General features: G+C 67.4%; 19 protein-coding genes and 1 tRNA gene. 7 read left to right on the forward strand and 13 right to left on the reverse strand.

The genetic code is table 11. The features are described 5' to 3' along the window. Positions 1-11: 11 nt before the first annotated feature. The 4 genes from panC to CTA01S_RS13735 form a co-directional block, all read right to left on the reverse strand. A complete protein-coding gene (gene panC / locus CTA01S_RS13720) occupies positions 12-851 on the reverse strand; it encodes a pantoate--beta-alanine ligase (RefSeq protein WP_062196347.1) in 840 nt (279 codons plus the stop codon). Positions 852-874: 23 nt separating this feature from the next. Further along, complete coding sequence (gene panB / locus CTA01S_RS13725; protein ID WP_019561610.1) at positions 875-1,720, reverse strand: 3-methyl-2-oxobutanoate hydroxymethyltransferase; 846 nt, start codon at positions 1,718-1,720, stop codon at positions 875-877. 90 nt (positions 1,721-1,810) lie between these two features. After that, complete coding sequence (locus tag CTA01S_RS13730) at positions 1,811-2,680, reverse strand: segregation and condensation protein A (protein ID WP_371326100.1); 870 nt, start codon at positions 2,678-2,680, stop codon at positions 1,811-1,813. A gap of 36 nt (positions 2,681-2,716) precedes the next feature. Further along, a complete protein-coding gene (locus CTA01S_RS13735) occupies positions 2,717-2,926 on the reverse strand; it encodes a DUF3460 family protein (RefSeq protein WP_019561612.1) in 210 nt (69 codons plus the stop codon). Positions 2,927-3,034: 108 nt separating this feature from the next. On the opposite strand from CTA01S_RS13735, the gene CTA01S_RS13740 reads away from it, so the two are divergent. Together CTA01S_RS13740 and CTA01S_RS13745 are read left to right on the forward strand one after the other, a co-directional pair. Beyond that, a complete protein-coding gene (locus CTA01S_RS13740) occupies positions 3,035-4,528 on the forward strand; it encodes a CYTH and CHAD domain-containing protein (RefSeq protein ID WP_062196350.1) in 1,494 nt (497 codons plus the stop codon). 58 nt (positions 4,529-4,586) lie between these two features. After that, on the forward strand, positions 4,587-6,020 hold the full coding sequence (locus tag CTA01S_RS13745) for a protein kinase domain-containing protein (RefSeq protein ID WP_062196353.1): 1,434 nt from the start codon (positions 4,587-4,589) through the stop codon (positions 6,018-6,020). A 1-nt stretch (position 6,021) separates the two neighbouring features. Here CTA01S_RS13745 and CTA01S_RS13750 read toward each other — a convergent pair whose 3' ends face one another. The 3 genes from CTA01S_RS13750 to CTA01S_RS13760 are packed head-to-tail and all read right to left on the reverse strand — an operon-like array spanning position 6,022 to position 9,035. Then, positions 6,022-6,960, reverse strand: coding sequence for a LysR family transcriptional regulator (locus CTA01S_RS13750; RefSeq protein ID WP_062196355.1), 939 nt, complete (start codon positions 6,958-6,960; stop codon positions 6,022-6,024). Positions 6,961-6,987: 27 nt separating this feature from the next. Continuing rightward, positions 6,988-7,965: a Bug family tripartite tricarboxylate transporter substrate binding protein gene (locus CTA01S_RS13755; protein WP_062196357.1), complete on the reverse strand. Its 978-nt coding sequence runs from the start codon at positions 7,963-7,965 to the stop codon at positions 6,988-6,990. 38 nt (positions 7,966-8,003) lie between these two features. After that, a complete protein-coding gene (locus CTA01S_RS13760; RefSeq protein ID WP_019561617.1) occupies positions 8,004-9,035 on the reverse strand; it encodes a CDP-6-deoxy-delta-3,4-glucoseen reductase in 1,032 nt (343 codons plus the stop codon). A gap of 83 nt (positions 9,036-9,118) precedes the next feature. Here CTA01S_RS13760 and CTA01S_RS13765 point away from each other — a divergent pair, with 83 nt between their 5' ends. Further along, positions 9,119-10,024 carry an SDR family oxidoreductase gene (locus CTA01S_RS13765; RefSeq protein WP_062196358.1) on the forward strand — a complete coding sequence of 302 codons (906 nt, stop codon included), beginning with the start codon at positions 9,119-9,121 and terminating at the stop codon, positions 10,022-10,024. A gap of 33 nt (positions 10,025-10,057) precedes the next feature. Here CTA01S_RS13765 and CTA01S_RS13770 read toward each other — a convergent pair whose 3' ends face one another. After that, positions 10,058-10,660: a rhomboid family intramembrane serine protease gene (locus CTA01S_RS13770; RefSeq protein ID WP_019561619.1), complete on the reverse strand. Its 603-nt coding sequence runs from the start codon at positions 10,658-10,660 to the stop codon at positions 10,058-10,060. A 181-nt stretch (positions 10,661-10,841) separates the two neighbouring features. On the opposite strand from CTA01S_RS13770, the gene CTA01S_RS13775 reads away from it, so the two are divergent. After that, positions 10,842-13,970, forward strand: a complete 3,129-nt coding sequence (locus CTA01S_RS13775; protein ID WP_062196359.1) for a transglycosylase domain-containing protein — start codon at positions 10,842-10,844, stop codon at positions 13,968-13,970. A 105-nt stretch (positions 13,971-14,075) separates the two neighbouring features. On the opposite strand, the gene CTA01S_RS13780 is transcribed toward CTA01S_RS13775, so the two are convergent. After that, positions 14,076-14,162, reverse strand: a tRNA-Leu gene (locus CTA01S_RS13780). Between the two features lie 82 nt (positions 14,163-14,244). Between CTA01S_RS13780 and cysM the strand changes: the two genes are divergently transcribed. Beyond that, positions 14,245-15,150 carry a cysteine synthase CysM gene (gene cysM / locus CTA01S_RS13785; protein ID WP_019561621.1) on the forward strand — a complete coding sequence of 302 codons (906 nt, stop codon included), beginning with the start codon at positions 14,245-14,247 and terminating at the stop codon, positions 15,148-15,150. Here the strand turns inward: cysM and trmB are convergent. Beyond that, on the reverse strand, positions 15,120-15,842 hold the full coding sequence (gene trmB, locus CTA01S_RS13790) for a tRNA (guanine(46)-N(7))-methyltransferase TrmB (protein ID WP_232301070.1): 723 nt from the start codon (positions 15,840-15,842) through the stop codon (positions 15,120-15,122). The two genes, cysM and trmB, sit on opposite strands and share 31 nt — an antisense overlap. A gap of 16 nt (positions 15,843-15,858) precedes the next feature. On the opposite strand from trmB, the gene CTA01S_RS13795 reads away from it, so the two are divergent. Together CTA01S_RS13795 and CTA01S_RS13800 are read left to right on the forward strand one after the other, a co-directional pair. Further along, a complete protein-coding gene (locus CTA01S_RS13795) occupies positions 15,859-16,398 on the forward strand; it encodes an NUDIX hydrolase (RefSeq protein WP_019561623.1) in 540 nt (179 codons plus the stop codon). Positions 16,399-16,490: 92 nt separating this feature from the next. Next, positions 16,491-16,718 (forward strand): sulfurtransferase TusA family protein, encoded by a 228-nt coding sequence (locus CTA01S_RS13800; RefSeq protein WP_026330389.1) that lies wholly within the window; start codon positions 16,491-16,493, stop codon positions 16,716-16,718. Positions 16,719-16,790: 72 nt separating this feature from the next. Here the strand turns inward: CTA01S_RS13800 and galU are convergent, their stop codons facing one another. The 3 genes from galU to CTA01S_RS13815 all read right to left on the reverse strand — a co-directional run bounded on the left by galU (position 16,791) and on the right by CTA01S_RS13815 (position 21,647). Beyond that, a complete protein-coding gene (gene galU, locus CTA01S_RS13805) occupies positions 16,791-17,660 on the reverse strand; it encodes a UTP--glucose-1-phosphate uridylyltransferase GalU (protein ID WP_019562185.1) in 870 nt (289 codons plus the stop codon). 78 nt (positions 17,661-17,738) lie between these two features. After that, the gene (locus CTA01S_RS13810) at positions 17,739-20,567 is read right to left on the reverse strand and encodes a valine--tRNA ligase (protein ID WP_062196360.1); all 2,829 of its coding nucleotides are present in this window, start codon (positions 20,565-20,567) and stop codon (positions 17,739-17,741) included. 102 nt (positions 20,568-20,669) lie between these two features. Continuing rightward, positions 20,670-21,647 (reverse strand): GMP reductase, encoded by a 978-nt coding sequence (locus CTA01S_RS13815; RefSeq protein WP_062196362.1) that lies wholly within the window; start codon positions 21,645-21,647, stop codon positions 20,670-20,672. Positions 21,648-21,744: the final 97 nt, after the last annotated feature.

Here is a 21,744-nt window from a genome sequence, read left to right on the forward strand (position 1 = left end):
GCCGCCGCGCCTCACAGCTCCAGGTTGTCGATCAGCCGGGTGCGGCCCAGGCGCGCGGCAGCCAGCACCACCAGCGGTTCGCCGCCGGCCAGTTGCTCGGGCGTGGGCGGCAGCAGGTCGGTGCGCCGGCGCACGCTCACGTAATCGGGCTGCCAGCCGCGTTGGCGCAAGTGGTCCATCGCGGCGGATTCGACAGCCGCCAGATCGCGTTCTCCCCGGCGCAGCCGGAGTTGCACCTCTTTGAGCGTCATCGACAATTGCACCGCTTCGGCCCGTTCGGTCTCGCTGAGGTAGCCGTTGCGCGAAGACAGCGCCAGGCCGTCGTCGGCGCGGGCGGTCTCGCCTGCGACGATCTCGATGGGCAGGGCCAGCTGCTGCACCATGCGTCGCACCACCAGCAGCTGCTGGTAGTCCTTTTTGCCGAAGACGGCCACGCGCGGCTGCACGCAGTGAAAGAGCTTGAGCACCACGGTGCACACGCCGGTGAAGAAACCCGGGCGGAACTCGCCTTCCAAGATGCCGGCCAGTGCCGCCGGCGGCTGCACGGTGTAGACCTGCGGCTCGGGGTAGAGCTCGGCCTCACTCGGGGCGAAGACCAGGTTGCAGCCCACGCTGCGCAGCAGCTCGCAGTCGCGTTCGAGGGTGCGCGGGTAGGTGTCGAAATCCTCGTGCGGAGCGAACTGGAGCCGGTTGACGAAGATGCTGGCCACCACCGGGCCGCCATGTTCCTTGGCCAGCCGCACGAGTGACAAATGGCCCTCGTGCAAATTGCCCATGGTGGGCACGAACGCGGTGTGGGTGCTGCCGGCCAGGGCTTGCCTCAGTTCGGCGATGGTGTGGACGATGCGCATGGCGTTGCGACCCTTGGTGGGGCTCAGTAGCTGTGATGTTCGGGATGGGGGAAGCGGCCAGCCTTGACTTCCGAGACGTACAGGCGCACGGCAGCCTCGACATCATGGGCTTCGGCCATGAAGTTGCGCACGAAGCGCGGCAGCTTGCCACGCGTGATGCCCAGCATGTCGTGCAGCACCAGCACCTGACCGGCACAGGCCGCGCCGGCACCGATGCCGATGGTCAGCAGCTGCGGGTTCTCGGCGCTGACCTGCGCGGCCAGCTCGGCCGGCACCAGCTCGAGCACCAGCATGGCCGCACCGGCGTCGGCCAGTTCCCGCGCATGCGCTCGCAGCGTGGCGGCGGCCGCATCGCTGCGCCCTTGCACGCGATAGCCCCCCAAGGCAAACACGCTTTGCGGCGTCAGACCGAGATGGGCGCACACCGGGATGCCGCGCTCGGTGAGGAAGTGCACGGTCTCGGCGGTCCAACCGCCGCCTTCGAGCTTGACCATCTGGGCGCCGGCTTGCATCAGCCTCACGCTGGAGGCCAGGGCTTGTTCGCGGCCGGCTTGGTAGCTGCCGAAAGGCAGATCGGCGATCAGCCAGGCGCTGCGATTGCCGCGCGCCACGCAGCGGGTGTGATAGACCACCTCGTCCAACGTGACCGGCACGGTGCTGGTGTGGCCCTGCAACACCATGCCCAGCGAATCGCCCACCAGCAGGCAGTCCACGCCGGCCTCATCGAGCACGCGGGCGAAACTGGCGTCATAGCAGGTGAGCATGGCGATCTTTTCGCCTGCGGCGTGCATCTCGCGCAGGCGAAACAGGCTCAGCGGCTTGCGAGCGCTGGCGGAAGACTCGTCGGCGGGGGACGCATGGCTGCTCATCGCGGGCACCGGCTCCGTGAGAAAGTGCGCGGATTCTAGCCAGGCGCACGCGATCTTCGTTGCGATGCACCAAATGCCATTGCTATGACATCACGCAGGCTGATAGGCCAGCCTGACATAGATGGGAGCATAGGCCTCGGCCTGGGTGATTTCGATCAGGCGTTCCCGGGCCAGTTCCAACATCGCGATGAAGGTGACCACGACCACCTGGGGGCCGCGGCTGGGGTCGAAGAGCTCGTGGAATTCCATGAAGCGGCGCCCTTGCAAGGTGCGCAGCACCAGGCTCATGTGCTCTCGCACCGACAGCTGCTCGCGGGTGATTTTGTGATGCTGCACCAGTTTGGCGCGCTTGAGGATGTCGGCCCAGGCCTCGCGCAGGTCCTGCACGCTGACCTCGGGAAAGCGCGGCTGCAGCGACTGCTCGATGTAGACCTGGGCCCGCAGGAAGTCGCGGCCCAGCACGGGCAGTTGATCGAGCTTGGCGGCCGCCAGCTTGATCTGCTCGTATTCGAGCAGGCGGCGGACCAATTCGGCGCGCGGGTCCTCGGGTTCCTCGCCGTCCTCGGTCTTTTTCGGCGGCAGCAGCATGCGCGATTTGATCTCGATCAGCATGGCTGCCATCAGCAGGTATTCCGAGGCCAGCTCGAGGTTGCGGCTGCGAATTTGCTCGACGTAGCTCAGGTACTGGCGCGTGACGTCGGCCAGCGGAATGTCGAGGATGTTGAAATTCTGTTTACGGATCAGGTAGAGCAGCAGATCCAGCGGGCCTTCGAAGGCCTCTAGAAAGACCTCCAGCGCATCGGGCGGGATGTAGAGGTCTTGGGGCAGCTCGAACAGCGGGTTGCCGTAGAGCTTGGCCACGGCGGCCACGCCGTCGACGACTTGGGGCAGGCCGTCGTCGCCCGCTTTCAGCGCCGATGCGGCGGGGGCGACCTCGGAGGCCACGATGGCGTCGCTCACGGGGCAGGCGCGGTGTCGGGGGCGGCGTGCAGGGGCTTACTGCCCCAGCCCCTTGGTTTGATAGACGTAGGCCTGCTGCGGCACGCGGGCGCGCTGGAACTCGCTTTGGGCTTCGCGGTCGATCTGGCGATCCCACAGCAGCGCGCGGCCGCGGCGCTGCTCCTCTTCGAGCGTGGGCTTCCTGGCCTTGAGTTCCTCGATGAACTTCGTGACGTCGGACTTGTAGGGCTTCCAGAAGAGCGGCATGGTGGACGGTCGGCACAGGGCCGCTAAAGTGAAGCCTACGATTTTACCGGGGCGGCGGCATGGAGCGGTCTGCGGCGCCTCGGGCGTCGCCCGCAGCGTGGGGCAGTCATGCAGGAGTTCGAACTCAAGTTTCAGGTGCCGTGGCCGCAGCGGTCGGCGCTGGAGGCGGCATTGCGGCAGCGCGGCGCGACGCGGCGGGTCCGCTTGCAGGCGGCATACTTCGACACCCCGGGGCGCGAGTTGGCGCAAGCCGGCCTGGCCCTGCGGCTGCGCAAGGAGGGCCGGCACTGGGTGCAGACGCTCAAAGCCGCGGAAACCGATGCCTGGAGGCGCTTCGAGCATGACGTGAGGCTGAGGTCGATGCCGCCCATGGTCGATCCGACCCGCCATGCCGGCACACCGCCGGGCGATCGTCTGCTGGCCCTGGTGCGCCGCGCCGGCCCCCTGGCCGAGACGTACCGCACCGAGGTGTGGCGCCGGGCCTGCCGCATCGAGCATCGCCTGGGGCACGTGGAGCTGGCCTTCGACCTGGGCGAGATCCGCAGCGGTGAGCGCCGCTGGCCCGTGTGCGAATTCGAGATCGAGCTGCTCGACGGTGCGCCCGAGGCCGTGCTGGAGGTGGCGGAGCACTGGATGGCGCGCTTCGGCCTGTGGCTGGACATCCGCTCCAAAGCCGAGCGAGGGGATCGCTTGGCCCAAGGGTTGCTCAGCGTGCCGGCCACGCCGGCCCGGGCCGTGACCTTGCCGCGCCGAGCAACGCTCGCCCAGGCCTGGCAGGCGGTGCTGGCGGCCACATGGGCGCATGTGGGCCCCAATGTCTGCGAGCTGGCGCAAGACGACCCGCAGGCGGCACAGCACCGGGTCGAGCAGGTGCACCAAGCCCGCGTGGCCTTGCGGCGCCTGCGCACGGCGCTGCGCTTTTTCGACGGCTGGCCCGGCGTGCCCGACACCGCAGCGGCCCAGGAGGCCGCGCGCGCCGTCTTTGCCCGGCTGGGCCTGACCCGTGACCGCGATGTGGCTGCCGCCCTGCTCGCTCCGGTGTGGGCCGCAGCGGGGGTGTCGCCTCCGGAGTCGGCCATGCGCATGCCGGCGGGCTCGGACGGCGTGGCCGAGGCGTTGCGCAGCGCCGAGGCCCAGCGCTTGTGGTTGCAGTTGCTGCGCTGGCGTCTGGCCGGGCCCGGGCCGGGCGGGGAGCTGCCCTTTGCGCCCTTGGCCACCAAGCGTTTGCGCTCTTGGCACCGTGCGGTGGTGGCGCAGGCCGCCGGCTTCTCGGCCATGGACGATGCGCAACGGCACGCCTTGCGCAAGCGCATCAAGCGCCTGCGCTATGCGGTGGACTTTGCCGCCGATCTGTATGAGGCGGGTGCGGTCAAAGGCTACCGGCGTGCGCTGGCGGCGGCTCAGGACTGCTTGGGCCAACTCCATGATGCCGCAATCGCCGGCGCCCGGCTGGCCGATGTCGATGCGCCATGGGCCTGGTACGCGCGCGGCTGGCTGACGGCGCGGCGCGAGGCGCTGTGGCCGGTGTGCCAGGTGAGTTTGGCGTCCTTGGCCGAGGCGCCGCGCTTCTGGAAGACCCTGCGCGGCAAGCGACCGGGATGATCGCCTGGCTGGCAGCCTGTTAGGCTCACGGGGTCTGCTGCCCATTCTGCGTATCCGCATGCCCGTCGATGGCCCGTCCACTGCCGCGATCCACGAGCCGGTGCCGGCCGGCCCGCGTGTCTTGCCGGCGGGCACCCACTGGGGCGAGTTCGAGATCGAACGGGTTTTGAGCGAGTCGGGCGTGGGGGTGGTCTATTTGGCCACCGACCATGCCCTGGAGCTGCCGGTGGCGATCAAAGAGTACTTCCCGTTGCATCTGGCCTGGCGCGATGCCAACGGCCTGGTGCATCCGCAGCCAGGGCGGGATGTCCAGGCCTGGGAGGCCGGGCGGCGAGCCTTCATCGGCGAGGCGCGTTTGCTGGCCCGTTGCGAGCATCCCGCCCTGGTGCGCGTGCTGCGCTTGGCGCACACCGAGGGCATGGTCCGTTGTGTGATGCCCTTCATCCCGGGCAAGCCACTGTCGCAAACCCGCGAGTCGCCGCAGTGGATGCCTTCCGAAGCGCAGGTGTTGCAAGTGCTCGAGCCGCTGCTGGGGGCGCTGGAGGCCTTTCATGCCACGGGGCAAGTGCATGGGGCCGTGCGGCCGTCCAACATCTTGCTGCGTCCCGATGGGCAGCCGGTGTTGCTCGGGCCCGGCCATGCCAGCCGGGCCTCGGCCAGCGATCTGGTCGAGACGTTGATGGCGCGGCTGGAGCCGTCCTTTGCCCCGCCGGAGCTGAGTGTCTCGGTCGGTGAGCACCAGCCCGGTCCCTGGAGCGATCTGTATGCCTTGGCGGCGGTGCTGCGCTGGTGGATGACCGGCATGGTGCCTCCGCCGGCCGCGCAGGTGGCCGCCGGGCGACGGCTGGAATCGATGGATGAGCTGCTGCGCCGGCTGTGCGGGGCTTGGCCTCAGCGGCCCTATGCCTCGGCTTTGCTCGAAGCGCTGGATGCGGCCTTGCTGCCGGCCCCGCGCGAGCGGCCGCGCAGTGTGGCGGAGTTCCGTGCCCGGCTCGGCGAGCGAGCCGGCGCTCGCCTGGGGGGCTGGCCCTCGGCGGCGCCGGCGGCCTTCCAGGCCGCTACGGGCATGCCCGGCCACCGGCCGCCTCCGCCGGCCGAGGCCGCCGTCGCTGCGCCGCCGCTCGCGCGGTCGCGGCCGATGCCCCTGGAGCCGACCCCGGCCGCCACGGCCTCGCAGGAGGCGCAGGCCACGGCGTCTGCGCTTCGGCCTGAGCACTTGGCCCGCTGGCGCTTGCCCCGCTCCGAGGGGGCGGGGCTGTCCTGGTTTCAACGCTGGCGCCAGGCCTTGGTCGGGGCAGCCCTGGCCGTGATGTTCGTCGCTGTGTGGTTCCTGGATCCGCCAGCGCCATCGGCTCCCGCCCCAGGGCTTGGCCCGAGGTGGGAAGACGCGCCCGCCCGCGTGGACGATGCGGCCTCCTCGACCGCGGCTGCGGCAAGTCCGAGCTCGGCCTCTGCCCCCGAGGTGCGCGCACCGCAGGCGGCCTCACGCTAGCTCAGGCGGGAGAGGACTCCACGAAGGTGGGCGCCCGCGGAGGGCGCCCATCGAGCTCGCCGAACAGTTCGATGGCCAGCTCGCGCAGCCAGCGATTGCCCGGATCGTTGTGGAAGCGATGGCTCCAGTGCAAGGCCACGGTGAAGGCCGGCAGGTCGATCTCGGGCTCCACCACGCCCAGCGTGCCGCCGCGCGCGAAGGTCAGGGCGGTGCGGCGCGGCACGATGACGGCCAGGTCGGTTTCGCGCACGATGGACGGAATCACCATGAAATGCGGGATGCTCAGGCGGATGCGGTCTTGCAAGCCCAAGGTGTGCAGCACGCGCGAGGTTTCGGTGTGCTGGCGCACCACGATGTAGTCCAAGCGCGCCAGCCAGTCGCGCGTGGGCGGCTCACGCAGCAGCGGGTGATCGGCGCGGGTGAGCACCACGTATTTCTCGTGCAGCAAATCCCAGCGTTCGGTGGCATCCACGCCGGGCAGATAACCGAAGGCCAGGTCGATCTTGCCGGTATCCAAGGCGTCCTGGATCTGACCGTATTCGAGCTGATGCGTCTCGATGCGCACCTGGGGCGCGACGGCGCGCACCGCATGCATCAACGCCGGCAAGAAAACGCCTTCGCCGATGTCGCTCATGTGGATGCGGAAGGTCTTGCGCGCGCAGGCCGGATCGAAGCCGCCGCTGGCGTGCAAGGCTTCCTCGATGAGCTGTAGCGCCTGACGCACGCCACCGGCCAGGGCATCGGCCTTGGCCGTGGGGGCCACGCCACCGGCAATGCGCACGAACAGCGCATCGCCCAGCAGCAGGCGCAAGCGGGTGATGCCGTGACTGACCGCCGGCTGCGACAGGCCCAGCATGTCGGCCGCACGGCTCACATTGCGCTGCTGATACACCGCATCGAAGATGCGCAGCAGGTTGAGGTCGATGTCGCGCAGATCCATGCGCGGGGCCCGGTGCGCGACGCGCGCTCAGTGCAGCGTGGCGCCGCTGGCTTTGACGACCTTCTCGTACTTCGCCAGCTCGGCCTGGACGAAGGCAGCGAACTGTGCAGGCGTGGTGGGCGAGGGCTCGGCCATCAGCTGGGCGAAACGGGCTTTGACCTCTGCATCTTGCAGGGCCTTGACGAAGACCTCGTTGAGTCGTTGCACCACGTCGGCCGGCGTGCCGCCAGGGGCGAACAGGCCGAACCAGGTGTCCACCGCAAAGCCCCGCAAGCCGGATTCGGCGATGGTGGGCAGCTCGGGCATCGCGCTGGAGCGCTGCGCGGTCGTCACGGCCAGGGCCTTGAGGCGGCCGGCACGGATGTTGGCCGCTGCGGCGGCGAGGTTGTCGAAGTTCAGGTCCACTTGTCCGGCCAGCAGGCCGAGTTGGGCCGGCGCGGCGCCGGCATAGGGAATGTGCACCATGCTCACCTTGGCCTGGGCCTTGAACATTTCGCCAGCCAAGTGCCCGGCGCTGCCATTGCCGCCCGAGCCGTAGTTCAGCCGTCCCGGGTGCGACCGGGCATAGGCGATGAGGTCGGCGACGCTGCCGATCTTCAAGCGCTGTGCGGTCTCGGTGTTCATCACCAGCACATTGGGCACGCGCGCCACCAGGGTGATCGGTGCGAAGTCGCGGATCGGGTCGTAAGGCATCCGCGCGTACAGCCAGGGATTGATGGCATGGGTGGCCACCGCCCCCATCACCAGGGTGTGGCCGTCCGGGGCGGATTTGGCCACATGATCGGCGCCCAGGTTGCCGCCCGCTCCAGGGCGGTTTTCCACGATCACCGGGCCGAGGCTGTCCTTGGCCTTGTCGGCCAGCAACCGTGCCACGGTATCCAATGGGCCGCCGGCCGGGTAGGGCACGACCAGGCGCACGGGGCGCGTCTGCGCCTGGGTCAGAGCGGGCCAGGCCAGCGTGGCCCCCAAGGCGGCATGGGCCAGCAGCCAATTGCGACGATTCATGGTGGTCTCCTCGTGGGCGATCGAGCGATGTTCGGGACTCAGTGTTTGTCGGCTTCGGAGGTGAAGGCGTCGGCGTAGAACTCGTCTTCGGGCAATCCGCAGTGCGCCACGAAGTCGCGCCGGGCCGACTCGACCATCACCGGTGCGCCGCAGGCGTAGACCTGGTGGCCCGACAAATCCGGCCAATCGGCCATCACGGCCTGGTGCACGAAGCCGGTGCGACCGCTCCAGGCATCCTCGGCCGTGGGTTCGGACAGTACCGGCACGTAGCGCAGCCAGGGCAGGCGAGCAGCGGCGGCCTGGGCCCAGTCGTCCAGATAGAGGTCGGCGCGGCGACGACAGCCCCAGTACAGCACGGTGGGGCGTGCCAATGCCTTGTGTTCCATGTGCTCGAGGATGGCCTTGATCGGCGCAAAGCCGGTGCCCGAGGCCAGCAGCACGATGGGCTTGTCGCTGTCTTCGCGCAAGAAGAAGCTGCCAAAGGGGCCTTCCATGCGCAGGATGTCTTTTTCCTTCATCGCGCCGAACACATGGTCGGTGAACTTGCCGCCGGGCATGTGGCGGATGTGCAGTTCGATGCCCGGCTGCGTCTCCTGCGTGTGCGGTGCGTTGGCCATCGAGTAGCTGCGGCGGGAGCCATCGCGCAAGATGAATTCCACGTACTGCCCCGCGTGGTACTGCAGGCGGTCATTGGCCGGCAACTGCAGCTTGAGCACGGCCACATCGGGGGCGGGCTTGTCGATGCGGCTGACGCGGCAGGGCATCTTCTTGATCGGGAACTGACCGGCACCGACCACTTCCCGCGACTCGATCACCAGGTCGGTTTGGGGCGTGGCACAGCAGGTGAGGATGTAGCCGGCTTCTTCCTCGGCAGGGCTCAAGGCCTTGAGCTGATGAGCGCCGTGGATCACGCGCCCGTCTTTCAGGCGGCTTTTGCACGAGCCGCAGGCGCCATCTTTGCAGCCATAGGGCAGGCCCACGCCCTGACGGATCGCGGCGGCCAGCACGGCTTCGTCGCGCTCGACGGTAAAGGTGTGGCCACTGGGCTGCACGGTCACGGTGAAGGTCATGGCAAGCCTCGTAAACTGGGAAACCTCTTATTTTGCCCGCTGGTGCAAAGCCCCTTGGTGGGCCAGCGGCCGGTCTGTCTGTCATGGTCCAGCCCTCGCTTGCTCTGCCCCGTCTGCTGCGTCGTCCGCGTGTGCTCATCGTCGGTTGCGGCGATGTTGGCCTGCGGGTGGTGCGTTTGTTGGTGCCACGTTGGAAGGTGTGGGCGCTGACCTCGCAGCCCAGCCGCGTGGCCGCCTTGCGGGCGGCCGGGGCCGTGCCTCTGGTGGGCAATCTGGACGAACCGGCCAGCTTGAGCCGTCTGGCCGGCCTGGCCGATGTGGTGCTGCACCTGGCGCCACCACCGGGCCGAGGCTGTACCGATCCGCGCACCGGCGCGTTGCTGCACGCGCTGGCTCGCCGCAGCGCGCCGCGCTGTCTCGTCTATGCCAGCACCACCGGGGTCTACGGAGATGCTCAGGGGCTGCGTTTCGACGAGACGCGCCCTGTGGCGCCCTGCTCGGACCGCGCCCGGCGCCGCGTCGATGCCGAGGCCCGAGTGCGTGGGTTCGGGCGGGCCTTCGGTGTGCGCGTGACCGTCTTGCGCATTCCCGGCATCTATGCGGGCGACCGTCCCGGCGGCCATCCGCGCGACCGCTTGCTGCGCGGCACGCCGGTGCTGCGCCCCGAGGACGATGTCTACACCAACCACATCCACGCCGACGACTTGGCCCGTGCCTGCGTGGCGGCGATCGCGCGTGGCAAGCCGCAACGGGTGGTGCATGTGTGTGACCACACCGAGTTGAAGATGGGGGACTACTTCGACCTGGCGGCCGATCTGTGCGGGCTGCCCCGGCCCCCACGGATCAGCCGAACCCAGGCCTGCGAGCAGTTGGCGCCCACGCTGCTGTCCTTCATGAGCGAATCGCGCCGGCTGGACAACGGCCGGCTGCTGCGTGAGCTGCGCCTGCGATTGCGCTACCCGACGGTGCGCGAGGGCTTGCTGGCTTGAGCCGTCTGGGGCCCACACGCCCCTCGGCCGTGCTCAAAACCGGCGGCCTCGTGGAAAGGGCGGCTTGCCGCGCCAATACTGGATCATCAAGAAACCGCCCAACATCCCGCCCAGATGGGCGAAATGGGCGATGCCCGAGGCCGTGCCAGACATGCCGAAGATGAGTTCCAGGGCGCCAAACAGAGCCACGAAGTATTTGGCCTTCATCGGGATCGGCGGGAACAACGGCACGATGATGCGGTTGGGAAACATCATGCCGAAGGCCAACAGCAAGCCGAACAGCCCGCCGGAGGCGCCCACGGTCGGATAGCGTGCGCCGCTGAGGTAAGTGACCACGAGCTGCAAGGCCGCAGCGGCCAGCACACTGGCCAGCAGGAAGTGCACATAGCGGCGCTGTCCCCATAGGCGTTCGAGCTCGCTGCCGAACATCCACAGGCCCAGCATGTTGAAGAACAGGTGACCGATGCCGCCATGCAGGAAGGCATAGGTCACGACCTGCCAGGGCATGAAAAAGTCGCTCAGCAGCGGCCACAGCGCGAACACGCGCGTCAGCGTCAGGCCCAGCAGCATGTCGAGCGAGAAAGCGGCCACGTTGGCCAGGAGCAGCGCCTTGGTGACGGGGGGCAATGGGGGCATGAGGCGTGGTCGTTGTGGGCAGTGGTGCCCGGCATCATAGCGGCGAAGGCCGCGGGTCGGTGCGCCTGAGGTCTCTGGGCCATGCCCCTGAGCGTAAGGGGGGTGGGGCGGCGGGATGCGCACACGGGGTCTCCGTCGCGTTATCTTTGGCATACACAACGGAAGGTGACGGGGAGCCTCGATGTCTGCGCGCGCCGTGCAGCGTCTTCGGTTCGTGGGGCTTGGGCCCTGGGGCTGGCGTTTGGCCGTCGCTGGGCTGCTCGGTCTGGTCGTCTTGGTGGCTTGGCGCGGCGTGACCCGCGAGATGCAGTCCTCGCGGGTCCAGGCCCGCTGGTTGTCCGATCTGGCCACCCAGTTGCATGTCCAGGTGCTGCCCGGGCGCAGCCCAGCCATTCGGTTTCCTGCGGACGGGCCCTACGATGTGCGCCTGGGCTACCACGGCTTGCCGCATCTCATCGAGCGGCTGTCGGCGCGTGGCTTCGAGGTACAGGCCCAGGCCCGCTGGTCGCCCAAGCTGATCGAGCTGCACGACTGGGGCCTGTTCACGATCTACCCGGAAAAAAGCCAAGCGGGCCTGCAGGTGCTCGACTGCCGCGGCGACACCCTTGCCGCCAGTCTCCATCCCCAGCGGGTGTATCCCGACGTGTCATCCATCCCTCGGGTGCTGGCCGACAGCCTGCTCTACATCGAAAACCGCGAGCTGCTCGATCCCACGCGACCGTATCTGAATCCTGCGATCGAATGGGACCGACTTGGCAAAGCCCTGCTCGAACAGGCTCGCCGCAGCGTCGATCCGGACCAGCCTGCCGCCGGCGGCAGCACCTTGGCCACACAAATCGAGAAATACCGCCACTCGCCCCAGGGCCGCACCGATTCGGCCGGCGAGAAGCTGCGGCAGATGGCCTCGGCCTCGCTGCGCGCCTACTTGGGGGGTGAACTCACCTTGGCACGTCGGCAGCAGATCTTGCTGGACTACCTCAACACCGTGCCGCTGGCCGCCCAGGTCGGCGTCGGCGAGGTGCACGGCCTGGGGGACGGCTTATGGGCTTGGTACGGCCGCGATTTCGACGAGGTCAACCGCCTATTGACGTCCCTGATGGACGGCGAGATCCGGCCCGCCCCGCCCACGGCTGGCCAGGCTCGGGCCTACCGCGAGGTGCTGCTGCGCGAGCAGGCCCTGGCCTACAAGCAGGCCCTGTCGCTCCTCGTCGCGCAGCGCCGCCCTTCGCACTACCTGGCCGAGCGTGCGCCCGGATTGCGAGCGCTGACCGACGCCCATCTGCGCCTGCTCGCTCGCGATGGGGTCATTCCGCCGACTTTGCGTGATGCGGCTTTGCCGCTGCCGCTGGAGCTGCTGCCGCAGCAGACTGCCGCCTCGGCAGGCCGCTTCGTCGAGCGCAAGGCTGCCAGCGCGGCGCGCATGCGCTTGGCCAGCTTGCTGGGCATGTCGCGCAGCTACGATCTGGACCGCCTGGACCTGGTGGCGCACAGCACGCTCGACGCGCAGGCGCAGCAAGCGGTGACGGAAGCGCTGTCGAGGCTGAGCACGCCCGAGGGCGTGCGCGCCGCCGGCCTGGTGGGGCCCCGCCTGTTGCGCGAGGGTGAGGACCCGGCGCTGCTGCGCTACAGCTTCACGCTGTTCGAGAGCGACGGTCGAGTCAGCCGTGTGCGCGTGCAGACCGACAACTTCGACCAGCCTTTCGACCTGAACGACGGGGCCCGACTCGACATGGGGTCCACGGCCAAGCTGCGCACCTTGGTGAGCTATCTCGAGGTGGTGGCTCAGTTGCACGAGCGCTGGGCGGGTCTGGATGCGGCTGCTTTGGCCGCGCAGGCGCCAGCGGCAAGCGATACCTTGGCGCGCTGGGTGCACGACCATCTGCGAAGCACCGACGACCGCCGCTTGGACACCTTGCTCGAAGCGGCCATGGAGCGGCGCTACTCGGCCAGTCCGGCCGAGGCCTTTTTCACCGGCGGGGGGCTGCACCGCTTTGGCAATTTCGATCCCGAAGACGATCATCGAACGATGAGTGTGCGCGAGGCCTTCGCCCGCTCGGTGAACTTGGTTTTCATCCGGCTCATGCGGGACGTGGTGCAGCATCTCGTGCATCAACGACCCGACTTCGATCCGCGCCTGTTCGAGGACCCGACCCATCCGGCCCGGCAAGGCTTCCTCGAACGATTCGCCGACCAAGAAGGGCGGCAGTTCATCGCGCGCTTCCATGCGGCCTTGCGCGAGCGCCCGGCCGAGGAGGTCGAGCGCCTGCTGCTGCAGGGACGCGAGCCCAGCGTGCCGCGCTTGGCTGCGCTTTACTACGGCTTGGAGCCCGAAGGCGATCTCGCAGGCCTGGCGCGCTTCATTGCCCGACACCGCGGAGGCGAGGTGCTGCCCGAGGCGGCCTTGCAACGCTTGCACCAACAAGCCGCCCCTGGCCGCTTGTCGCTGAGCGAGCGTGCCCACCGGGTTGGCGTGCACCCGTTGCAGCTGTGGGTGGCGGCGCGATTGCGCAGCGATCCTGCAGCCAGCCTGCGCGAGATGCAAGAGGCCGAGGCCGCAGCGCAGGCCCGACGCGAGGCCTACGATTGGCTCTTGCGCACGCGCCACAAGGACGCGCAGGACCAGCGCATTGGTCAGGTGCTGGAGCAAGCGGCCTTCACGGAATTGCACCGTCGCTGGCGGCGTTTGGGCTATCCCTTCGAGACGCTGACGCCCTCGTATGCGAGTGCGCTGGGCGCTTCAGGCGACCGGCCGGCCGCCTTGGCCGAATTGATGGGCGTGATCGCCAACGACGGCCTGCGGCTGCCCACGGTGCGCATCGAAGGACTGCGGTTTGGCGTGGGCACGCCTTACGAAACCCATTTGGCGCTTCGGCCGCCTGCGCCCGAGCGTGTGTTGCCCGCAGAGGTGGCGCAGGTGCTGCGTCGGGCCCTGTTGGAGGTGGTGGCCCAGGGGACCGCGCGACGGCTGTTGGGCAGCGTGCGTCGCGCCGATGGCCGGATGGTGGAACTGGGCGGCAAGACCGGCACCGGCGACCACCGCTACACCGTGCACGGCCGTGATGGCCGGGTGCTGGCTTCCCAAGTGCTCAACCGCTCGGCCAGCTTTGCCTTCGTGTTGGGCGAACGCCACCATGGCGTGCTGATGGTGTACGTGGCCGGCCCCGATGCCGAGCGCTTCCGCTTCACCAGTGCCTTGCCGACCCAGTTGCTGAAGTCGCTGCTGCCGAGTCTGTGGCCGGGGATCGAGAGTCGCCCTTGTGGGCTGCCCGAGCAACGACCGCGGCCTGCCGATGCCGCACCTGCGGGTTGAGCCCGTCTGTGGGCGCAAGTCTGCGGGCGCAAGGTCGCGGCAAGGTTTGAGTAGAGCTGCGGAAGCGTTTGGGAAGAATGAGAAGCGGCAGAAGAAGCGCTGTCATGGTGCCCGGAGCCGGAATCGAACCGGCACGGTGTTGCCACCGGCAGATTTTGAGTCTGCTGCGTCTACCAATTTCGCCACCCGGGCGGGTGAAAGCAAGCCAAGATTATGGCATGTTCGGCGCAGGTTTGGCAGGCCTGCCACAATGGCGCCAGGAGAGAACCCAGCCATGCCCACGTACAAGACCCTGGAAGACGCCATCGGCCGCACGCCCTTGGTGAGATTGCAGCGCCTGCCTGGCGCCGACAACGAACGCCGCGGCAATGTGATCCTCGGCAAGCTCGAAGGCAACAACCCGGCCGGCTCGGTGAAGGACCGCCCGGCCATCAGCATGATCCGGCGAGCCGAGGAGCGGGGCCAGATCCGGCCCGGCGATACGTTGATCGAGGCCACCTCGGGCAACACCGGCATCGCGCTGGCGATGGCTGCGGCCATCCGCGGCTACCGCATGCTGCTCATCATGCCCGAGGATCTGTCCGTCGAGCGGGCGCAGACGATGAAAGCCTTTGGCGCCGAGCTCATCCTCACGCCCAAGGCCGGCGGCATGGAGTACGCCCGCGATCTGGCCGAGCAAATGCAGCGCGAGGGCAAGGGCGTGGTGCTCGACCAATTCGCCAATGCCGACAATCCGCGCATCCACTACGAGACCACCGGCCCGGAGATTTGGGAAGACACCGAAGGCACCATCACGCATTTCGTCAGTGCCATGGGCACCACCGGCACCATCACGGGGGTGTCGCGCTACCTGAAAGAAAAGAACCCGCAGGTGCGCATCATCGGCGCGCAGCCCAGCGAGGGCTCTCGCATCCCGGGCATTCGCAAGTGGCCACCAGAGTACCTGCCCAAGATCTATGACCCCCGCGCGGTGGACGAACTGATCTACGTGAGCCAGGCCGACGCCGAGGACATGGCCCGACGCCTGGCCCGAGAAGAGGGCTTGTTCGCCGGCATTTCGGCCGCGGGGGCATGCTGGGCGGCTCTGCAGATCGCGCAAAACGTCGAGAACGCCACCATCGTGTTCGTGGTGTGCGACCGCGGTGATCGCTACCTCTCCACGGGCGTCTTTCCAGCCTGAGTCTCGGCGCAGACGACCCGCCACAGCGTGTGGCCGGCATCGCGGTACTTGCGCTCGAAAGGCGAGACCGGGTCGGCCAGCTCGGCAGGCCCTGGCATGTCCAGCACGGCCTGTCGTCCGGCCAGGTGCAACGCGTGCGCGAACTCTTGCGCGTAGATGGCCCAGTTGCTGCGCAGCTCGATGCGACCGCCCAGCGCCAGTAAAGCCGGCAAGCGCGGATGCGTGCCCCAGCGGCGCATCACATGCTCGGCCTTGGGCCAGGGGTTGGGGTAGAGCAAATAGTGGTGCTCCACGCGCCAGCCGGCCTGTGCCATCAAGGCCCACACATCGCTCACGTCGGCGCGCAGCAGCAGCAGATTGGGCGGCCATGCGCACTGCAGTTTGCGTTGTCCGCGCTCCAGGCGCTCGGCCGATTGGTCGATGCCCACCACCAGCGCTTGCGGATGGCGGCGCGCCAGACGGGCGCTGCTTTCGCCGGTGCCGCAGGCGCTGTCCAGCACCAAGGGGCGGCCCTCCCGGCTGCGGGCGATGGTCTCGAAAGCCGCCACGCTGTACGGGGCTGGCGGCTTGCGAAACGGCTGGCTCAGATGACGGCGCACCAGCTCATCCAGCCGCGGGTGGGGCCCGTGTTGATTGCTGCGCACCGGACGCGACAGCGTCCGGCCGGCGACGGCGCTACGATGGGGTTCCACGATTCGATGGTGCACGATGACGACCCAAGCCTACAAATTCTGCCCTCAGTGTGCTGGCCCCTTGGCTTGGCAGACGCAGCGGGAAGACGGTGGCGAGAAATCGCGTCTGCGCTGCGCACGGTGCGGCTTCACGCACTGGAACAATCCCACCCCGGTGTTGGCCGCGGTGATCGAGCTGGCCGACCGCGGCGGGCAGCTGCTGCTGGCACGCAACGCCGCTTGGCCGGGTCGCTTTTTCGGGCTGATCACCGGCTTCATGGAGGCCGGCGAAAGCCCGCAAGAGGGGGTGATTCGAGAAGTGGCCGAAGAAACGGGCCTGACGGTCACCCAGTTGTCCATCATCGGCGCCTACGACTTCCAGCGCATGAACCAAGTCATCATCGCCTACCACGCCGTGGCTCAGGGCGAGATCGTGTTGTCGCCGGAGTTGGCCGAATACAAGCTGTTGGCCCCCGAGTCGGTCCGATGCTGGCCGGCAGGTACCGGTCAGGCCTTGGCCGATTGGCTGCGCTCACGCGGGTATCCCGTGCGCTGGATGGACGACCGGCCACGGTGAGGCCGGGAGGCCATGCGGCGGTTCTGCACGCTTACAATCGTGCCGCAGGCCGATCGAGCCTAGAATATAAGGTCATTCTTATGGGATCGACCATGGACGTGCACAAGGAAATCGACACCCGAGGGCTCAATTGCCCCCTGCCCATCCTCAAGGCGAAGAAGGCGCTGTCGGAAATGCACAGTGGTGAGCTGCTCAAGGTGGTGGCGACCGATCCGGGCTCGATCCGTGATTTCCAGGCCTTTGCCAAGCAAACGGGCAACGAACTGGTGGAACAGCAGACGCTGGACAATGAATTCGTCCACGTGCTGCGTCGCCGCTGAGCCGCGCGGTGGTCTGCGGATCATGAAAGAAGGGCTGCCAAGGGCAGCCCTCGTGTCTTGGGGCCGGGGGCTTCAGAGTTCCAGACCCTGCAGATAGGCGCGGAAGCTCGTGCCCAGATCTGGGTGTCGCAAGGCGAGTTCGACCGTGGCCTGTAAAAAACCTTCCTTGCTGCCGCAGTCATAGCGGACGCCGTCATAACGGTAGGCAAACACCTTTTCCCGGCGCAACAAGCCGCTGATGCCGTCGGTGAGCTGGATCTCGCCGCCCACGCCGCGCGGCTGGCGGCGGATTTCCTCGAAGATGCCTGGCGTGAGGATGTAGCGGCCGGCCACGCCCAGGCGCGAGGGGGCGTCTTCGGGGGCGGGCTTTTCGACGATGTGGGTCACGTCCATCAGGCGATCGTTGACCGGTGTGCCGGCGCAGATGCCGTAACGGCGCGTCTGCTCCGCAGGCACTTCTTGCACGGCCAGGATGGAGGCGCGCCACTCGCTGAAGATCTCGACCATTTGGCGGGTGATGCCTGGATGGCCGACCATCAGGTCATCGGCCAGCAGCACGGCAAACGGGTCGTTGCCCACTAGACGCTCGGCGCACAACACCGCATGGCCCAGGCCCAGCATTTTGGGCTGGCGCACGAACACGCACTCCATGTCCTCGGGCTTGATGGACTGCACCACCTTGAGCAACTCGTGCTTGCCAGCGGCTTCGAGCTCGGTCTCCAGCTCATAGGCCATGTCGAAATGGTCTTCGATCGGGCGCTTGGTGCGCCCGGTGACGAAGATCATCTCGCGGATGCCGGCGTCGTAGGCTTCTTCGACGGCATATTGGATGAGCGGCTTGTCCACCACGGGCAGCATTTCCTTGGGCTGCGCCTTGGTGGCGGGCAGAAAGCGGGTGCCGAGACCGGCCACGGGGAAAACGGCTTTGGTGATCATGGGCATGTTTGTACCTGTTTCATCCGTTGTGCGTCTGTCGGCCTCCCGCGGACAGGGGGCCCCCGAACATGGGGCCGACGGCGCTCAGCCCAGGCGCGCGAGTTGCTCGCGCAGCTTGCTCAGCGTCGCCCCGAAGTCGGCCAGACGTTGACGCTCCTGCTCCACCACGGCCGCAGGCGCACGCGCGACGAAATTCTCGTTGCTCAGTTTGGCGCTGGCTTTGGCGGTTTCGGCCTCCAAACGCTTGATTTCCTTGCCCAAGCGTTCGCGCTCGGCGGCCAGGTCGATCTCCACGTGCAGGGCCAGGTGGGCTTCACCCAAGACCGACACCGGCGCCAGCTTCGTGGCCTCGGTGAAGGCGGCGGCCTGGTCGAACAGCTTCACGTCGCTGAGCTTGGCCAGGGCCTTGAGCAGTGGGGCGGCCGCCGCGATGAAGGCGGCGTCTCCGTGCGCATACAGCGGCACGCGCTCGGCTGGCGACAAGCCCATCTCACCGCGCAGGTTGCGGCAGGCGCCCACCAGGGCCTTGAGCTTGTCCATCCAGGCGTCGGCCTGGGCGTCGATGCGCTCGGGTTGGGCCACGGGGTAGGGGGCCGTCACGATGAAGGATTCCGTCCCGGGGGCCTTGCGGCCAGCCACCGGGGCCACTTTTTGCCAGAGTTCCTCCGTGATGAACGGCGTGATCGGGTGCAGCAGGCGCAGCACCGTCTCCAGCACGCGGATCAGGGTGCGGCGTGTGGCCCGCTGCTGGGCGGGGCTGCCGTGAGCGATCTGCACCTTGGCGATTTCGAGGTACCAATCGCAATACTGATCCCACACGAACTGGTAAATCGCGTTGGCCACGTTGTCCAACCGGTAGTCCGCGAAGCCCTGGGCCACGGCGGCTTCCACGCGCTGCAACTCGCTGACGATCCAGCGGTCGGCCGGCGAAAAATCGAGGTAGCCACCAGGCACACATGCCTGTGCGTCATGCTCGGCCAGCCCACAGTCCTGGCCCTCGCAGTTCATCAACACGAAGCGGGTGGCGTTCCACAGCTTGTTGCAGAAATTGCGATAGCCCTCACAGCGCTTGCTGTCGAAATTGATGTTGCGTCCCAAGCTGGCCAGCGCGGCGAAGGTGAAGCGCAGCGCATCGGCCCCGTAGCCGGGGATGCCATCGGGGAACTCCTTCTTCGTGGCTTCGCGCACCTTGGGCGCGGTCTCCGGGCGGCGCAAGCCGGTGGTGCGCTTTTCGAGCAGGGGCTCCAGCGCGATACCGTCGATCAGGTCCACCGGGTCCAGCACATTGCCCTCGGACTTGCTCATCTTCTTGCCGTGGGCATCGCGCACCAGGCCGTGGATGTACACATGGTGGAAGGGCACTTTGCCGGTGAAGTGCACCGTCATCATGATCATGCGGGCCACCCAGAAGAAGATGATGTCGAAGCCCGTGACCAGCACGCTCGAAGGCAGGAAGAGCTCGAGCTCCTTCGTGTTTTCCGGCCAGCCCAGCGAGGAGAAAGGCACCAGCGCCGAGGAATACCAGGTGTCCAGCACGTCCTCGTCGCGCGTGAGCGGCCCGCTGTAGCCGGCCTGCGCGGCGCGGGCGCGGGCCTCCTCCTCGTTGCGGGCGACGAAGAGCTCGCCGTTCGTGCCGTACCAGGCGGGGATCTGGTGACCCCACCAGAGCTGGCGCGAGATGCACCAGTCCTGGATGTTCTTCATCCACTGGTGATAGGTGTTCACCCACTGCTCGGGAAAGAATTTCACCGAACCGTCGTCGACCACCTCGATGGCCTTCTGCGCGATGCTCTTGCCGTCGGGGCCAGGCTTGCTCACCGCGACGAACCACTGGTCGGTGAGCATGGGCTCGACGATCTGCCCGGTGCGCTCGCAGCGCGGCACCATGAGCTTGTGCTTCTTCACCTCCACCAGCAGGCCCTGGGCTTCGAGGTCGGCCACCACCTTCTTGCGGGCCTCGAAGCGGTCCAGACCCCGGTAGGGGGCGGGCACTTCGTCGTTGGTTTTGGCCTCGAGGGTGAAGATCGTGATCATCGGCAGCCCATGCCGCTGGCCCACCGCGTAGTCATTGAAGTCGTGCGCGGGGGTGACCTTCACCACGCCGGTGCCGAATTCACGATCCACGTACTCATCGGTGATGACCGGGATCGTGCGGCCGGTCAGCGGCAGCTTGACTTGTTTGCCATGGAAGGCGGTGTAACGCTGGTCCTCGGGGTGCACCATCACGGCGGTGTCACCGAGCATGGTCTCGGGGCGGGTGGTGGCCACCACCAAGCTCCCCGAGCCATCGGCCAGGGGGTAACGGATGAGCCAAAGATGGCCGTCTTCTTCTTCGCTGGTGACTTCCAGGTCGGACACGGCGGATTTCAGCACCGGATCCCAGTTCACCAGGCGTTTGCCGCGGTAGATCAGGCCCTGCTCATACAGCCGCACGAAGGTTTCGGTGACCACCTTCGACAGCTTGTCGTCCATCGTGAAGTATTCGTGGCTCCAGCTCACCGAGGCACCCATGCGGCGCATCTGCCGGGTGATGGTGGAGCCCGATTCTTCCTTCCATTCCCACACCTTGGCCACGAAGTTCTTGCGACCCAGGTCGTGGCGCGACTGGCCGGTCTTGGCCTGAAGCTGGCGTTCCACCACGATTTGCGTGGCGATGCCGGCGTGGTCGGTGCCCGGCACCCACAGGGTGTTGTGGCCACGCATGCGGTGGTAGCGCGTCAGCGCATCCATGATCGTCTGGTTGAACGCGTGGCCCATGTGCAGCGTGCCAGTCACGTTCGGTGGCGGCAACTGGATGCAAAACGAGGGCTTGTTTGCATCGAGTGTGGGCGCATACAGACCACGCTGCTCCCACAACGGGCCCCAGTGGGCCTCGATGGCGGCGGGCTCGAAAGACTTGGCGAGTTCGGTCATGGGGCCAAACGTGCGTGCGAGAGGAAAACGAAAGCGGCGTCCCACGGGAGACGCCGCCAGACCTGGGATGCCGGAATTTTAGGCGCGGGCGGCTGGCATCGTTCACATGAACAAGTGCTCGCCGGCATTCTCGCCGCCGAGGATCACGTAGTTGACCTTGCGCAAGTCGGCCAGCTGGCGCCCGCCGGCATAGCTGATGGCGCTTTGCAAGTCTTCCTGCATCTCGCGCAGCGTGTCGGCCAGTTTGCCCCGGATGGGCTCCAGGATGCGCTTGCCTTCGACGTGCTTGTACTCGCCTTTGTTGAAGTCGCTGGCCGAGCCGTAATACTCTTTGTACAGCTTGCCATCGACTTCGACGGTTTGGCCGGGGGATTCCTCGTGGCCGGCAAAGAGCGAGCCGATCATCACCATGGCCGCGCCGAAGCGCACGCTCTTGGCGATGTCGCCGTGGTGGCGAATGCCCCCGTCGGCGATGATGGGTTTGGTGGCCACGCGGGCGCACCATTTCAGCGCCGAGAGCTGCCAGCCGCCGGTGCCAAAGCCGGTTTTGAGTCGAGTGATGCACACCTTGCCCGGTCCGATGCCGACCTTGGTGGCATCCGCCCCCCAGTTTTCCAGATCGATCACGGCTTCGGGCGTGCCCACATTGCCGGCGATCACGAAGGTGTGGGGCAGCTTGTTCTTGATGTGTTCGATCATCTTGCGCACGCTGTCGGCATGGCCGTGCGCGATGTCGATGGTGATGTAGTCGGCCCCCACGCCTTCGGTGGCCAAGCGGTCGATCACCGCGTAATCGGCGGCTTTGACGCCCGAACTGATCGAGACGAACAAGCCCTTGTCGCGCATGCGCTTGGCGAAAGCCACGTTGTCCAGATCGAAGCGATGCATCACGTAGAAATAGCCGTTGGCCGCCAGATACTCGCTGATGCGCTCGTCGATGACGGTTTTCATGTTGGCGGGCACGACCGGTAGCACGAAGCGGCGGCCGCCGAATTCCACCGAGGTGTCGCATTCGCTGCGGCTGTTCACGCGGCATTTGCGCGGCAGCAGCAGGATGTTGTCGTAGTCGAAGATTTCCATGGTCAAGGCTCCGGATGGCAGAAGGGCCTGCCGATGCGGCGGCAGGCCACGCGGGCGGCGCGTTGAGGCAGTGCGCGGCCCAATGGCTGCGAGCGCT

Source organism: Caldimonas taiwanensis NBRC 104434, assembly GCF_001592165.1.
Taxonomy (GTDB): Bacteria; Pseudomonadota; Gammaproteobacteria; order Burkholderiales; family Burkholderiaceae_C; genus Caldimonas; species Caldimonas manganoxidans.

What these genes read in the sequence shown, in the direction of transcription:
- panC (WP_062196347.1), bottom strand. Translation starts at nt 851, where the DNA reads ATGCGCATCGTCCACACCATCGCCGAACTGAGGCAAGCCCTGGCCGGC.
- panB (WP_019561610.1), bottom strand. Translation starts at nt 1,720, where the DNA reads ATGAGCAGCCATGCGTCCCCCGCCGACGAGTCTTCCGCCAGCGCTCGC.
- CTA01S_RS13735 (WP_019561612.1), bottom strand. Translation starts at nt 2,926, where the DNA reads ATGCCGCTCTTCTGGAAGCCCTACAAGTCCGACGTCACGAAGTTCATC.
- CTA01S_RS13740 (WP_062196350.1), top strand. Translation starts at nt 3,035, where the DNA reads ATGCAGGAGTTCGAACTCAAGTTTCAGGTGCCGTGGCCGCAGCGGTCG.
- CTA01S_RS13745 (WP_062196353.1), top strand. Translation starts at nt 4,587, where the DNA reads ATGCCCGTCGATGGCCCGTCCACTGCCGCGATCCACGAGCCGGTGCCG.
- CTA01S_RS13750 (WP_062196355.1), bottom strand. Translation starts at nt 6,960, where the DNA reads ATGGATCTGCGCGACATCGACCTCAACCTGCTGCGCATCTTCGATGCG.
- CTA01S_RS13755 (WP_062196357.1), bottom strand. Translation starts at nt 7,965, where the DNA reads ATGAATCGTCGCAATTGGCTGCTGGCCCATGCCGCCTTGGGGGCCACG.
- CTA01S_RS13760 (WP_019561617.1), bottom strand. Translation starts at nt 9,035, where the DNA reads ATGACCTTCACCGTGACCGTGCAGCCCAGTGGCCACACCTTTACCGTC.
- CTA01S_RS13765 (WP_062196358.1), top strand. Translation starts at nt 9,119, where the DNA reads ATGGTCCAGCCCTCGCTTGCTCTGCCCCGTCTGCTGCGTCGTCCGCGT.
- CTA01S_RS13770 (WP_019561619.1), bottom strand. Translation starts at nt 10,660, where the DNA reads ATGCCCCCATTGCCCCCCGTCACCAAGGCGCTGCTCCTGGCCAACGTG.
- CTA01S_RS13775 (WP_062196359.1), top strand. Translation starts at nt 10,842, where the DNA reads ATGTCTGCGCGCGCCGTGCAGCGTCTTCGGTTCGTGGGGCTTGGGCCC.
- cysM (WP_019561621.1), top strand. Translation starts at nt 14,245, where the DNA reads ATGCCCACGTACAAGACCCTGGAAGACGCCATCGGCCGCACGCCCTTG.
- CTA01S_RS13795 (WP_019561623.1), top strand. Translation starts at nt 15,859, where the DNA reads ATGACGACCCAAGCCTACAAATTCTGCCCTCAGTGTGCTGGCCCCTTG.
- CTA01S_RS13800 (WP_026330389.1), top strand. Translation starts at nt 16,491, where the DNA reads ATGGACGTGCACAAGGAAATCGACACCCGAGGGCTCAATTGCCCCCTG.
- galU (WP_019562185.1), bottom strand. Translation starts at nt 17,660, where the DNA reads ATGCCCATGATCACCAAAGCCGTTTTCCCCGTGGCCGGTCTCGGCACC.
- CTA01S_RS13810 (WP_062196360.1), bottom strand. Translation starts at nt 20,567, where the DNA reads ATGACCGAACTCGCCAAGTCTTTCGAGCCCGCCGCCATCGAGGCCCAC.
- CTA01S_RS13815 (WP_062196362.1), bottom strand. Translation starts at nt 21,647, where the DNA reads ATGGAAATCTTCGACTACGACAACATCCTGCTGCTGCCGCGCAAATGC.